This is a genomic window from Ammoniphilus soli (genome assembly GCF_040813775.1).
In genome coordinates this window covers 307,506-321,033 of record NZ_JBEGDL010000004.1, presented here as the reverse complement: position 1 = coordinate 321,033, position 13,528 = coordinate 307,506, and the positions used below count along the sequence as shown (strand labels likewise).

At 48.7% G+C, this 13,528-nt stretch carries 11 protein-coding genes; 8 read left to right on the top strand and 3 right to left on the bottom strand.

What is annotated here, in order from left to right:
• Position 1 precedes the first annotated feature (1 nt).
• A complete protein-coding gene (locus ABLT31_RS11800; protein ID WP_367751710.1) occupies positions 2 to 1,015 on the bottom strand; it encodes a copper amine oxidase N-terminal domain-containing protein in 1,014 nt (337 codons plus the stop codon).
• Positions 1,016 to 1,148: 133 nt separating this feature from the next.
• Here ABLT31_RS11800 and ABLT31_RS11795 point away from each other — a divergent pair, with 133 nt between their 5' ends.
• A complete protein-coding gene (locus ABLT31_RS11795) occupies positions 1,149 to 1,994 on the top strand; it encodes a YitT family protein (protein ID WP_367751709.1) in 846 nt (281 codons plus the stop codon).
• 66 nt (positions 1,995 to 2,060) lie between these two features.
• Here the strand turns inward: ABLT31_RS11795 and tkt are convergent, their stop codons facing one another.
• The gene (tkt, locus tag ABLT31_RS11790) at positions 2,061 to 4,058 is read right to left on the bottom strand and encodes a transketolase (protein WP_367751708.1); all 1,998 of its coding nucleotides are present in this window, start codon (positions 4,056 to 4,058) and stop codon (positions 2,061 to 2,063) included.
• A 199-nt stretch (positions 4,059 to 4,257) separates the two neighbouring features.
• Between tkt and ABLT31_RS11785 the strand changes: the two genes are divergently transcribed.
• Positions 4,258 to 4,704 (top strand): nuclease-related domain-containing protein, encoded by a 447-nt coding sequence (locus tag ABLT31_RS11785; RefSeq protein WP_367751707.1) that lies wholly within the window; start codon positions 4,258 to 4,260, stop codon positions 4,702 to 4,704.
• Between the two features lie 98 nt (positions 4,705 to 4,802).
• Here the strand turns inward: ABLT31_RS11785 and ABLT31_RS11780 are convergent, their stop codons facing one another.
• On the bottom strand, positions 4,803 to 5,168 hold the full coding sequence (locus tag ABLT31_RS11780) for a cytochrome-c oxidase (protein ID WP_367751706.1): 366 nt from the start codon (positions 5,166 to 5,168) through the stop codon (positions 4,803 to 4,805).
• Positions 5,169 to 5,397: 229 nt separating this feature from the next.
• Between ABLT31_RS11780 and argC the strand changes: the two genes are divergently transcribed.
• The 6 genes from argC to argF are packed head-to-tail and all read left to right on the top strand — an operon-like array spanning position 5,398 to position 13,524.
• Positions 5,398 to 6,408, top strand: a complete 1,011-nt coding sequence (gene argC, locus ABLT31_RS11775; RefSeq protein WP_367751705.1) for an N-acetyl-gamma-glutamyl-phosphate reductase — start codon at positions 5,398 to 5,400, stop codon at positions 6,406 to 6,408.
• A gap of 25 nt (positions 6,409 to 6,433) precedes the next feature.
• The gene (gene argB, locus ABLT31_RS11770; RefSeq protein WP_367751704.1) at positions 6,434 to 7,180 is read left to right on the top strand and encodes an acetylglutamate kinase; all 747 of its coding nucleotides are present in this window, start codon (positions 6,434 to 6,436) and stop codon (positions 7,178 to 7,180) included.
• A 3-nt stretch (positions 7,181 to 7,183) separates the two neighbouring features.
• Complete coding sequence (locus tag ABLT31_RS11765) at positions 7,184 to 8,314, top strand: acetylornithine transaminase (RefSeq protein WP_367751703.1); 1,131 nt, start codon at positions 7,184 to 7,186, stop codon at positions 8,312 to 8,314.
• Entirely contained in the window at positions 8,311 to 9,375 is a 1,065-nt protein-coding gene (locus tag ABLT31_RS11760) for a carbamoyl phosphate synthase small subunit (RefSeq protein ID WP_367751702.1), read from the top strand. Before ABLT31_RS11765 ends, ABLT31_RS11760 begins: the two co-directional genes overlap by 4 nt.
• Positions 9,368 to 12,559: a carbamoyl-phosphate synthase (glutamine-hydrolyzing) large subunit gene (gene carB, locus ABLT31_RS11755; protein WP_367751701.1), complete on the top strand. Its 3,192-nt coding sequence runs from the start codon at positions 9,368 to 9,370 to the stop codon at positions 12,557 to 12,559. Before ABLT31_RS11760 ends, carB begins: the two co-directional genes overlap by 8 nt.
• Positions 12,556 to 13,524 carry an ornithine carbamoyltransferase gene (argF, locus tag ABLT31_RS11750; RefSeq protein ID WP_367751700.1) on the top strand — a complete coding sequence of 323 codons (969 nt, stop codon included), beginning with the start codon at positions 12,556 to 12,558 and terminating at the stop codon, positions 13,522 to 13,524. Before carB ends, argF begins: the two co-directional genes overlap by 4 nt.
• The last annotated feature ends 4 nt before the right edge of the window (positions 13,525 to 13,528 follow it).

Below are 13,528 nucleotides of genomic sequence, written 5' to 3'. Positions count from 1 at the left end.
ATTATTCGTTTGTGTTAGTGTCTGCGTCTGTATCAGAGTCAGTATTAGTATCTGCAGTTGTTTCAGTGGAAGCCTCAGCTTCAGCTTTAGTTGTAGTTTCAGTAGTTGCTTCTGTTTCCTCATCCCCGATCACCACTACGGTTTGAGTTTCTTGCTCCCATAATACTTTTGCTTTCAATCCTTCGCTCAAGAAGCGTAAAGGAATCACGGTTCTTCCATTCTTGATCTTAGCAGGAACGTCTAGCTTATATTCCTTTCCGTCTACGGTAGCAATCATGCTATCAATGGTAAGAACGACGGTTGCCCCATCTTTGGTTACAGTCACGGTACGGTCTTCTGCGTTCCATTCTACTTCGGCTCCTAGAGCTTCAGCTAGGGAACGGAAAGGAACGAGGGTACGTCCATTTTCGATAGTTGGTTCTACATCCATAACGGGTTGTTCGCCATTGACAAGCGCCTTGACGCCAATCTTGCCCATTTGCTTTAGAAGCTTACCGATTTCTTTATATTGCTTAAGGATTTTTTCATCAGATTCCTTATGCAATTTTTTTGCATAGTCCTGTTGAACCTTTAAAGCTTCTTCTAACTTGCCAAGCTCAGCATAGACAGCTGCTAGGGAGTTGACAGCTTCTTCCGCTTCTTCCCCTTCTAAAGCCTGTACTTCCACCTGAAGTTCAGCTAGTTCACCTAGTTGAGCGCTAAGAGCGGCAGCACGGTTTTGGATAGAACCTACTTTTCCTTCAAGAGCTTGATCGGGAACATCTTGAGCGGCAAATTGATCAAGTTTTGTTTTGATGCGCTCTAGCTTTGCTGCGAACTCTTCATTGGTGGTTTCATCTTCCGTAGTTTCGGTATCCACGTCAGCGGCTACAGTTGCGTCTGCTGTAGCAGTAGCCTCTACCGTTGCTTTATCGTTTTTCCCCTTATCCTGATTCCCTTGAGCAAAAGCTCCGTGGGAGAAGAGTAAGCTGGCAGCCAAAATCCCCATGGTTGCTTGTTTCATATGTTTATTCATGTCGAATTCTCCTTTTCCTATGTAGAAAATTGTCTTTGCTATTTAATATTACGAGGGGGGGATGCGGTTTATGGGGGGAGGGTTCGGATAAAATAGGATTTAATAAAAAAATTTACAAGATAGGATTATATGTATGGAACTTAAATCTCCTTGGATGACGTTAGCAAGGGAGTATGTCTTTCTGATTGCAGGCTCTTTTATCGTGGCTGTGGCCTTTAATTTGTTTCTCAATGCGTTTAATATTGCCTCGGGTGGCGTCAGTGGGATAAGCATTATCACAAAGGATTTGTTTGGCTGGCGGCCGGCTTTTACCCAGTGGGGGCTCAATGGCTTACTCATTGCTTTGGGCTTTGTGTTATTGGGTAAACAGTTTGGCGTGAAGGCGATCTCTGGAACGATCATTTTGCCTTTTTTCGTCTTTTTGACGGAAGGGTGGCCAACAATTACGGACGAGCCGCTCCTGGCCGCCTTATACGGCGGGGTAGGGGTAGGCTTGGGATTAGGATTGGTCTTTCGCGGAAATGCCTCCACAGGGGGCACGGATTTAGTAGCGCAGATCGTTCATAAGTATACGGGGCTTTCCCTAGGGATTGCAGTGGCGCTGATTGACGGCATGGTTGTGATCTCGGCGGCTATCGTTTACGGACCGGAATTGGCTCTCTACGCGCTTATATCTCTTTATATCACAGGGAAGACGATTGACGTGGTCCAGGTGGGGTTGGGCGTATCGAAGATGGCTTTCATTATCTCCGAGAATCTCGACAAGATCCAGAAGGCGATTCTTTATGAACTGGACCGGGGAGTGACAAGACTACCCGGATACGGGGGGTTTACAGAGAAGGAGAGGCCTGTATTAATGTGCGTGGTTTCCCAAAATGAACTGAACGGGCTGAAGAAGTTAGTGCAGGAAACCGATCCGGGTGCGTTTGTGATCGTAACGGATGCGAATGAGGTGTTGGGGGAAGGGTTTAAGCGGTAGATAAGGGAAAGTTTTTCCCTTAATAAAAAAGGAGGGCCGGACAATACGTCCACCCTCCTTTTTCTCTTACCCTAAAACCTTCTCCGCTTGCGCCACTACATTTTCCACACTGAATCCGTATTCCTTCAAGATGCGGTCTCCAGGAGCAGAGGCACCGAACTCATTGATGCCGATGACGGTTCCGTGGTCTCCAACGTATTTTTCCCAACCTAGCGGAGTGGCCATTTCAATACCCACTCGAGCTTTGACATCAGGAAGGATGACAGAGTCTTTGTATTCTTTGGATTGCTTTTCAAACAGCTCCCAGCTTGGCATGCTGACGACACGAGCTGCGATACCTTTGGCTGCGAGGGCTTTTTGGGCTTCTACTGCTAAGCTGACTTCTGAACCCGTAGCAAGCAATTGAACTTGCGGCTTGGCACCATCAGCAGGATCAGCGATGACATAAGCGCCTTTCGCCACGCCTTCGCGAGCTTTTTCTGCGCTTCCTTCAAGCACAGGAAGCTTCTGGCGGGTTAAGACCATCGCCACAGGGTTTTCCTTTTGCTCGATCGCATAGCGATACGCTTGGATTGTTTCATTGGCATCCGCCGGACGCATCACCAACAGGTTTGGCATGACGCGCAGGGAAGGAAGATGCTCCACAGGTTCGTGAGTAGGTCCGTCTTCACCTACTGCGATACTGTCGTGGGTTAGAACGTAAATTACCGGTTGCTTCATTAATGCAGACAAACGGACGGCTGGACGCAAATAGTCAGAGAAGACGAAGAACGTCGCGCCATACGGACGGACACCGCCATGCAAGGACAGACCGTTCAATGCGGCAGCCATTGCGAATTCCCGAACACCAAACCACACGTTGCGTCCCGCGTAATTCTTTTGCTCGAAGACATCGAAGCCTTTCAAGGTGGTGTTGTTGGAAGAAGCGAGGTCCGCAGATCCTCCGAATAAAGTCGGCAAGTTTTTCGCGATGGCATTCAGAGCGGCACCGGAAGATTCGCGAGTAGCCATTTTTGGCGCATCCGTTCCGAATACGGGAAGGTCCGCATCCCAGCCTGCAGGCAGCTCGCCTTTCATGGCTTGCTCAAATTGTTGCGCTAATTCAGGGTGAGCTTGCTTGTAGCTAGCAAAAAGCTGATTCCATTGATCTTCTTTCTTTTGCAATTCTTGCTTGATCTGGGCAAAGTGAGCGCGGGCATCTTCTGGAACGTCAAACGCTTCATGCTCCCAGCCGTAGGATTGCTTGGTTAATGTCACTTCGTCTTTTCCTAATGGAGATCCGTGAGCAGCAGATTTTCCTGCCTTGTTCGGGCTTCCGTAGCCGATGACGGTGCGAACTTCGATCATAGCAGGGCGATTGACGTCTTTCTTTGCCTCTTCGATGGCTCGTCCAATCGCCTCGATGTCGTTACCGTCTTCGACGCGAAGGTACTGCCAGCCATAGGATTCATAGCGTTTCGCTACGCTTTCGGTAAAGGCAAAGCTGAGCTCTCCATCGAGGGAGATATCGTTGGAATCGTAGAGGACGATCAGCTTGCCGAGACCCATATGACCTGCCATGGAAGCTGCTTCAGCCGATACCCCTTCCATCAAATCTCCGTCGCCGCAGATCGTGTATGTATAATGATCCACTAAGTTAAATCCTTCTTTATTATATGTAGCCGCTAAGTGAGCCTCAGCCATGGCCATCCCCACAGCCATAGCAACCCCTTGTCCGAGCGGACCGGTGGTGGCTTCAACGCCTGGTGTATGTCCGTATTCCGGGTGACCTGGCGTTTTGCTGCCCCATTGGCGGAAGTTTTTCAATTCTTCGATCGGCAGGTTATAGCCGGTCAGATGAAGCAAACTGTATAGAAGTGCAGATCCGTGTCCCGCAGAAAGCACAAAACGGTCGCGGTTCGCCCACTCCGGATTGGCTGGGTTGTGGTTCATATGCTTGGTCCATAGCTCATACGCCATGGGTGCGGCACCCATCGGCATTCCCGGGTGTCCGGAATTGGCCTGTTCCACCATATCGATGGAGAGGGCACGTATCGCATTAATTGCTAATTGATCGATAGACATGTAGGTTTCCTCCTCTTTTCAAAGCACGATATTCCTATATTACCATAATTAGTTTGGAATTATCAGCGATTTGACAAAGGAGAAGGAAATTTTGCCAGACTGTGTCATTTTTTTGCCAGACCCCTCGAAAAAAATGCCAGATGGAGCAGGAAAATAGGTACCGATGTAAAAACGTAATAACAATGAAAAGGAGCCCATTATGATTAAAAAACCCCGTACGATCCCCCTCATTATCCTCATGGAAGAGGCTTTGCTGCGTAGACTTCCGCTTAACCATCCAAAACGTGAAGAAATCTTGAGGAATTTAGAAAAAAGATGGACTGGCTACCGTGGAGAACAAAATCTGGACTATCATCTGAGCTTTCTTCCGGAAAAAGACTATTCCCTCTTTCAAGATCTCCGCCTCATCCAAGCTAAGCAAACCTGCCAATTGGACACACTTATCCTTTCCCCACATTTCGCTCTCATTATTGAATCGAAAAACATCTATGGAACCTTATTTTTTGATCAGCATTCGCGCCAGCTGATTCGCACCAATAAGAAGCAGGAAGAAGAGGGGTTTCCGGATCCCATCATGCAAGCCAAGCGGCACAAGCATAAAACCGACAATGTCGTGATTTTCTCGGGATCTCATCTATCGACTTAGCCAAGCGGCTTCTTCTGTCCATGAATCTTCCTTATCAAGGCACAACCACCAACCGAACATACTTCAGGGCTGACCTGCAATAGGCCAGCCCCTCAACTTTAGACTTTTGCATTTCTCCACACATTAATCACAAACAATAGTACCCCAATGACAAGAGCTGTTGCACTCACTCCGATTGCAGGTTCAGCGGCTGTTACGCCGGTTAATACGAGGTAGAGAGCGACCATCATAATGGGGAGACTGATATTATGCAGCCAGAAGTGCCATTTAAACAAAGCGGATTGAGCCGTTGCTGGAAATAAGTGATAAATAATACCGAATAAAGCCATGGACACCCAGCCGAGCAGATTGACGTGTGCATGAAATCCAACCAGATTGAAATTGCCTGTCATCGACATGCACATTCCTGCCAATACGCCAATCAGAAAATAGATCGCCGCCAACCTAAAAAACCATGTATTCATCTTTTCACCTCCTTTGTTTGCGGACCTTAGGGGTCAGTTCCATTCGCTTGGAGCCCGAGTGCAAGCAAACGAATTCCCCGAAAGCCCCTTATCTCATTTCTATGTTTTGGATTGGTAGACATTCCTAGAAATCGGATGAATGAAAATAATATAAAATGTATTGTATAAAAATAATAACACCTGTATAATGATTCATAAATATTAACGGCTATAGGGAGAGAGAATCCATATGAATATATCTATTATCGGGGCTACAGGGTACAGCGGGATCGAATTGATCCGCCTTTTGCATAACCACCCGCAAGCCAATGTCACTTCATTATTTGCTAGTTCACAAGCAGGAAAGGAAATGACGGAAGTCTTTCCTCATCTGACGAATATTGCACACTATCCACTAGAAGAAATAGATATCAACGCAACAGCAGAATGGGTATTCATCGCTACCCCATCCGGGATCAGCAGCAAGCTGGTTCCTTCCTTGCTTGAAGCGGGGAGAAAAGTGATTGATCTATCCGGAGATTTTCGTTTACCTGCCGATGCTTATGAAACTTGGTATGGAAAAAAGACCGCTGATGAAAGCTACTTGAAGCAGGCGGTATACGGATTGCCCGAATGGTTTAAGGAAGAAATCGCCCAAGCGCAGCTGATTGCCAACCCAGGATGCTATCCAACGGCTTCCGCTTTGGGATTGGCGCCAGCGATGCCGTATATCGATCCAAAATCCATCATTATTGATGCCAAATCCGGTGTATCCGGTGCCGGAAGGGCGGCTTCCCTTGCCACTCACTATGGAGAAGTCAACGAGAGCCTCGCAGCTTATAAAGTAGCGAAGCACCAGCACACGCCTGAGATTGAACAAACCTTAAACCGAATTCACCAACAAAATCCGATAATTTCGTTCACGCCTCATTTGGTTCCTATGACCAGAGGAATCCTGTGCACCATGTATGCGACAATTACCAAGGAAGTCGACTTCCAAGAGCTTTACCAGAGCACGTATGAAGGAAAGCCTTTTGTCCGCATTCGCCCGCAGGGAAGCCATCCAAGAACGAAAGAAGTGTATGGCTCGAACTATTGCGATATCGCGATTCACGTTGATCCTCGGACGAACCGTTTAGTGATCTTGTCTGTCATCGACAACGTGGTAAAAGGGGCCTCTGGCCAAGCGGTGCAAAACATGAACATCATGGCTGGGTTGGATGAAACGACAGGATTAACGTTGAGCCCGGTCTTCCCATAAGCGGAGAAAAGAAGGAGAGAGAACCATGTTCGTACTGAAGTGTGGAGGAAGCACGCTGGATAATCTTTCGGCGTCCTTCTACGAAGAATTGATTCAACTAAAAAAAGACGGCTTCGATCCGGTGATCGTCCATGGGGGCGGTCCTGCGATCTCCAATACATTGAAATCTTTGAATATCGAACCGAAATTTATAAACGGACTTCGCGTGACCGATGAAGCGACGCTGCAAGTGGTAGAGATGGTGCTCATCGGCCAGACGAATAAGCAGATCGTCAAAAACCTGCAAGGCTATGGATTTGGCGTAAGCGGAATGGACGGGCAATTGATCCAAGCTTCGCAAATGCCAGGGCCGCTAGGTTATGTAGGGCAAATTGAGCAGGTCAAGCCGGAAATCGTCAAGCAAATCAGCGATATGGGCTATATCCCGGTCATTGCTCCTCTTGGACTCGATCCGCAAGGGCAATCGTATAACATCAATGCCGACACGGCAGCAGGTGCGGTGGCATCGGCTTTGCAGGTTTCACAATTGATCGTGGTGACCGATGTTCCGGGCGTGATGGAAAACGGAGAAGTGATTCCGGAACTGACGGTAGAGAAAGTGAATGAGCTAATTCAAAGCGAAGTGATTACCGGCGGGATGATCCCGAAGGTGAAGGCAGCGATGGATGCCTTAAAAGCAGCTGATCAAGTGATCATTATTGATCCGAGCAACTTGAGTCGAGCAGTCCAAGGAGAACCAGTAGGAACGAAAATTACCGGAAAGGTGGAGTAAAGGGTGAGTCATTTATTTTCGAACTATGCGAGATGGCCAATTAGTATTGTCAAAGGGGAAGGCAACTACCTTTTCGATGACAAGGGCAAGAAGTACTTGGATCTCGTTTCCGGGATTGCGGTGACCTCCCTAGGCAATATTCCACCTCAGGTAAAAGCGAAAGTAGCCGAGCAGCTGGATACGCTTTGGCACTGCTCGAATTTATTCCAGATCCCTCAACAGGAGGAGCTGGCGGAGAAGCTGACTTCGATTAGCTGTGCCGATCGCGTGTTTTTCTGCAACAGTGGAGCGGAAGCGAACGAAGCAGCGATTAAGTTGGCTCGTAAGTATGGAAACGAAAAAGGCAAATACGAAGTGATCACTTTTGAAAACTCCTTCCATGGACGTACGCTGGCGACGTTAACGGCGACGGGTCAAGACAAAGTGAAGATCGGATTCGATCCTCTTCCTGAAGGTTTCAAGACGGTTCCTTATAACGATCTAGAGGCTCTAAAGGCAGCGATCAGTGATAAAACCTGTGCCATCATGCTGGAAATGATCCAAGGGGAAGGCGGCGTTCATCCGGCGGATCCGTCTTGGGTCGAAGGCATTACGAAGCTTTGCCAAGAGCATAGCTTGCTTTTGATTGCGGACGAAGTTCAAACCGGGATTGGCCGGACGGGAAAGTGGTTTGCCCACCAGCACTATGGTATTGAACCGGATATTATCACGATGGCTAAAGGGCTAGGCAGCGGTTTTCCAGTTGGAGCGATGATGGCTAAAGAATTCTTAGCCGAAACCTTTGGGCCAGGAACGCATGGAACCACCTTTGGCGGAAACCCGCTGGCGATGGCTGCCGGGCTGGGGACGCTGGAAGCAGTCGAACAGTATCTCCCTGAGATCGAGGAAAAGGGAGCTTACTTTATGGAGAAATTAGGCGGCCGGGGAAAAGGCCTGATGATTGGTGTGGAATTTGAGTTTGAAGTCGGACCGTTAGTTGCACAGCTCAGAGAAGAAGGCATCCTCGCCCTTGTTGCAGGACCGAAGGTGCTTCGCATTCTGCCGCCGTTTACAATTACACAACATGAAATGGAATGGGCCGTAGAAAAAATACAAGAAGCGGTTCAGGCATACAAAGGAGCGGTTGAGATATGAAAGGATACCTCGTTTTAAGCACGGGGGATGTATTTGAGGGAACATTATTTGGGAACTTGGATGCTTGCCAGGGGGAATTGGTTTTTAACACCGGAATGAGCGGATACCAAGAGGTGCTGACCGATCCGTCTTACTCCGGGCAAATCGTGACGTTTACCTACCCATTGATCGGAAATTATGGGATCAACGACATCGATCACGAAGCCCTTCGCCCGGCATGCAAAGGCCTCGTGGTGGGAGAGCTGTGCCAGCAGCCAAGCCATTACCTTTCCCAGAATGGCCTTGCAGAAATGGCGGAGAAGTTTGGCTTGGGAGGCATCACGGGCGTGGATACGCGCACGGTGACCCAAATCATTCGCGAGCAAGGATTGGTTTTTGCCAAGATTACAATGGAACTGCAAGATCAGCCGGATACCACACCGATTACCGGTCAGGTAGCGAAAGTGTCCACAAAACAGGCGGTATATTATCCAGGCAGCGGCGCTCATGTGGCTCTTATCGATTTTGGTTATAAAAAATCGATTTTGGATTGCTTACTCGCCAGAGGCTGTGCGGTAACCGTCGTTCCTTACAGCGTAAGCTTCAACGAAATCGCCGCGATCCAGCCGGACGGTATCCTTTTATCCAATGGACCTGGGGATCCGAAGGAAATGACGGCTCATCTTCCGGAGCTGAAGAAAATGATCGAAGCCTACCCTACGCTGGGTATTTGTTTAGGGCATCAGGTGACCGCGCTGATCTACGGTTGCGACACGGGAAGATTGCCGTATGGACACCGCGGATCGAACCATCCGGTGAAAAATTTGCAAACCGGCAAAGTATACATTACCTCTCAAAACCATGGCTACATGGTGAAAGAAGAGTCTGTCAATAAAAACGTGTTAAACATTTCATATATTAACGTGAATGACAAATCGGTAGAAGGCTTGGCACATCGCACACTTCCGATCTCGACCGTGCAATTCCATCCGGAAGCACACCCGGGACCGAGTGATTCGGACTTTATCTTCGATCAATTTATTGAGCAATGCCAATCTATAGGAGAAAAGACATATGCCTAAGTTTGAAGACATCAAGAAAATTCTCGTGATCGGCTCAGGTCCGATCGTCATCGGCCAAGCGGCCGAGTTTGATTATGCAGGAGCGCAAGCTTGTCTTGCTTTAAGGGAGGAAGGGATCGAGGTTATCCTCGTGAACAACAACCCGGCGACAATCATGACGGATGAAGAAGTCGCTGACAAGATTTATATGGAGCCGTTGACGGTTCCGTCGCTAGAGGCCATTATTGCGAAGGAAAAGCCGGATGGGATCCTGCCGACACTGGGCGGACAGACCGGACTGAATTTGGCGGTGGAATTAGCGGACGCAGGGATTATCGAGAAATATCAAGTGAAGCTGTTGGGAACCCCGTTGGATACGATTAAAAAAGGGGAAGACCGGGAAGATTTTAAACAATTGATGCTTGAAATCGGCGAACCCGTTCCGGAAAGCAAAACCGTGAACACCGTGGAAGAAGCGATAAGCTTTGCGGAAGAAATCGGCTACCCGGTCATTGTCCGTCCGGCTTATACGTTAGGCGGCTTTGGCGGAGGGATTGCCGGCGATGAAGAAGAGCTTCGCAATGTGGCGAAGCGCGGACTGGCAGCCAGCCCGATTCGCCAAATCTTAATCGAACAAAGCGTCAAAGGCTGGAAAGAAATCGAGTACGAAGTGATGCGAGACAGCAATGACACGTGCATCATCGTATGTAACATGGAAAATATCGATCCGGTTGGAGTCCATACAGGCGACAGTATCGTAGTGGCTCCATCTCAAACGTTAACGGATCGTCAATATCAGATGCTTCGTTCGGTTTCCACGAAGGTCATTCGCGCTCTTGGTGTTGTTGGGGGATGTAACATCCAGATGGCGCTAGACCCTCACAGCGAGCGCTATGTACTGATTGAAGTGAACCCGCGGGTGAGCCGTTCCAGTGCGCTAGCTTCAAAAGCGACAGGCTACCCGATTGCCAGAATCTCGGCAAAGCTTGCTATTGGCTATCATTTGGACGAAGTCATTAATCCGATTACAGGTTATACGTATGCGAGCTTTGAGCCAGCGATCGATTATATCGTAACCAAGGTTCCGCGTTGGCCTTTTGATAAATTCCCGCACGCTGATCGTCTGCTAGGAACGCAGATGAAGGCGACCGGGGAAGTCATGTCCATTGACCGAAACCTAGAGGCTTCTTTATTGAAGGGCATTCGCTCCCTCGAAACCGGGGTACATCATTTGAAGCTGAACCTTACTTTGAGCGATGAGGAGCTTAAGCTGGGCTTGGATCAAGCGACAGACCTGCGAATTTTCTTAGTGGCCGAGGCCTTCCGCCGCAGCATGACCCTACAGGAAATTCACCAGATTACCCAAATCGATCCGTTCTTTTTACAGGCGATCGAAAATATCGTGCGAATCGAGAACGAAATTGCTTCCTATAGCTGGGACAGCGTTCCGGAAGAGTTGTTAAAAGAAGCGAAGCTCAAGGGCTTTGCGGATGAAACCATTGCCGAGCTTGCAGGAGTAGAACTATCCGAGGTTCGCGGACGCTGGAAGCAATGGGGGATGTCTCCAAGCTATAAGCTGGTCGATACGTGTGCGGCCGAGTTTGTAGCGGCAACGCCTTACTATTATTCTACTTGGCAAGGTCGCGACGAAGTAAGCGTTACGAAGCCGGAGAAAAAAGTGTTGGTCCTTGGTTCTGGTCCGATCCGGATTGGCCAGGGAATTGAATTTGATTACTGCTCGGTTCATGCAGCCAAAGCGATCCGCAGGCTGGGAGCGGAAGCGGTGGTCATCAACAACAACCCTGAAACCGTCAGTACCGATTTCAACACGGCAGACCAGCTGTATTTTGAGCCTTTGGCTTTATCCGACGTGCTGAACGTGATTGAAAAGGAAAACGTCAATGGGGTTATGGTCCAGTTCGGTGGACAGACGGCCGTTAATCTAGCAGGACCGTTAGAGAAAATGGGAGTGACCATTTACGGGACTTCCGTAGAAGCCATTGATTTGGTAGAGGATCGAGACTTGTTCTATCAAATGCTGAAAAAGCTGAACATCCCTCATATCCCAGGGATCAGCGTGCAAACGCAAGAGGAAGCCTACCAAGCAGCTGAAACGTTGGGCTATCCGGTTCTTGTCCGTCCTTCTTATGTGATTGGCGGACGCGGCATGGTAGTGTTGAATCAGCCGGATGAGTTAGAAGCTTACTTCGCTGAAACAACCTTTAGCTTCCCGCTGTTAGTCGATAAATATGTTTCAGGTATGGAAGTGGAAGTCGACGCCATCTGCGATGGAGAAAACGTCCTGATTCCTGGAATCTTCCAGCACATTGAGCGTGCAGGGGTTCATTCCGGTGACAGCATGGCGATTTTCCCAGCTCCATCCGTTAGCCCAGAGCAAAAACAAATCATTACTGCCTATACCCATCAAATCGCTGCGGAGATGAAGGCAAAAGGCTTAATCAATATTCAGTTGGTCATCACCGATCAACAAATCTATGTGCTTGAGGTCAATCCGCGCGCTTCCCGTACGGTTCCGATCGTCAGCAAAGTGACGGGCGTACCGATGGTCGAGTTAGCGGTGAAAGCCCAGCTGGGAGAAAAGCTCCCGCAAACGGGACTTTTAGAAGACATTCCTTTCTATGCCGTCAAAGGCCCCGTCTTCTCTACCATTAAGCTGCGCGGTGTGGATCCGGCTTTAGGGCCAGAAATGAAGTCAACGGGAGAAAGCATTGGGCTTTCTACCGATTTGCAAGAAGCGATCGGAAAGGCGCTGCACTGGAAAGAAGGCATTTGCCCTCCGCTAGCTAAGGGAGACTTGGTCATCCTTTCTTTATCGGATGCGATGAAAGAAGAGTTTGTTCCTTTCCTCCATGAATTAAAAGGGTTAACCCTTATGGCAACGCCAGGAACGTCCGCCTACCTGCAGTCCCATGGACTGAACGTGACGGAGATCGTCGAGGATGCCAAGCGAGTGCGGGAAATTTGTACGACTCAAGAGGTTAAAGCGTTAGTGAACACCCCAACCGTGGGGAACAGGCAAGGCCGATTAGGATTTGAATTGAGACAATTGGCGGTTCAACTGAATATCCCTTGCTTCACTTCACTCGATACCTTTTCTTCTTATCTCAAAGTGAAAGCGGGGACGTCAACCGAACCGCTGGATCTCGGAAACTATTTGAGACAGAAGGAGCGAGTCAACATATGAACGCACAAGCCAAAGTAGCGCAGCTAGCCAATCAGGTGAATTTGAAAGGAAGAGACTTTTTATGTCTCGCCGACTTTAGCGCAGAGGAACTCACCTATTTGCTAGACCTGGCCGCAGAACTTAAGCAATTGCAAAAAGAAGGCATTCCTTATCAGCCTTTGAAAGGCAAAACACTCGGAATGATCTTTGAAAAAGCATCCACGAGAACACGGGTCTCTTTTGAAGTTGGAATGTATCAGCTTGGCGGGCAAGGGATGTTTTTCAGCAGCCGGGATATGCAGATCGGAAGAGGAGAACCGATCGCGGATACAGCACAGGTATTGGCGCGCTACTTGGACGGGATCATGATCCGGACGTTCGAGCATGAGAAAGTCGAACAGCTGGCGAAATATGCTTCGATTCCAGTAATCAACGGCTTAACGGATAAATTCCATCCATGCCAGATCATGGCTGACTTCCAAACCATCATCGAGCAAAAAGGTTCGCTTAAAGGCTTGAAGCTCACATACGTCGGAGATGGAAACAATATGGCTCACTCTTTATTGAACGGATGCGCGAAGCTGGGAATGAACGTCGCGATCGCTTCTCCACAAGACTATATGCCAGCGGCAGATGTGGTGGAGACGGCAAAAGGATTTGCAGCGGTCAGCGGCAGTCAAGTAACCATTACTGACAATCCAGTAGAAGCAGTAAAGAATGCCGATATTATCTATACGGATGTTTGGGCGAGCATGGGGCAAGAAGAAGAGCAAGCCGTACGGGAAAAAGTATTTGCTCCTTTCCAAGTCAACGAAGAGCTTGTCAAGCATGCGGATCGTGACTATATCTTCATGCACTGCTTGCCGGCTCACCGGGGCGAAGAAGTAACAGCAGGCGTGATCGACGGAAAGCACTCGGTTATTTTTGATGAAGCAGAAAATCGCCTTCATGCGCAAAAAGCGATCATGGCCGCGATCATGGGCTAAAGAT

What these genes read in the sequence shown, in the direction of transcription:
- ABLT31_RS11800 (WP_367751710.1), bottom strand. Translation starts at nt 1,015, where the DNA reads ATGAATAAACATATGAAACAAGCAACCATGGGGATTTTGGCTGCCAGC.
- ABLT31_RS11795 (WP_367751709.1), top strand. Translation starts at nt 1,149, where the DNA reads ATGGAACTTAAATCTCCTTGGATGACGTTAGCAAGGGAGTATGTCTTT.
- tkt (WP_367751708.1), bottom strand. Translation starts at nt 4,058, where the DNA reads ATGTCTATCGATCAATTAGCAATTAATGCGATACGTGCCCTCTCCATC.
- ABLT31_RS11785 (WP_367751707.1), top strand. Translation starts at nt 4,258, where the DNA reads ATGATTAAAAAACCCCGTACGATCCCCCTCATTATCCTCATGGAAGAG.
- ABLT31_RS11780 (WP_367751706.1), bottom strand. Translation starts at nt 5,168, where the DNA reads ATGAATACATGGTTTTTTAGGTTGGCGGCGATCTATTTTCTGATTGGC.
- argC (WP_367751705.1), top strand. Translation starts at nt 5,398, where the DNA reads ATGAATATATCTATTATCGGGGCTACAGGGTACAGCGGGATCGAATTG.
- argB (WP_367751704.1), top strand. Translation starts at nt 6,434, where the DNA reads ATGTTCGTACTGAAGTGTGGAGGAAGCACGCTGGATAATCTTTCGGCG.
- ABLT31_RS11760 (WP_367751702.1), top strand. Translation starts at nt 8,311, where the DNA reads ATGAAAGGATACCTCGTTTTAAGCACGGGGGATGTATTTGAGGGAACA.
- carB (WP_367751701.1), top strand. Translation starts at nt 9,368, where the DNA reads ATGCCTAAGTTTGAAGACATCAAGAAAATTCTCGTGATCGGCTCAGGT.
- argF (WP_367751700.1), top strand. Translation starts at nt 12,556, where the DNA reads ATGAACGCACAAGCCAAAGTAGCGCAGCTAGCCAATCAGGTGAATTTG.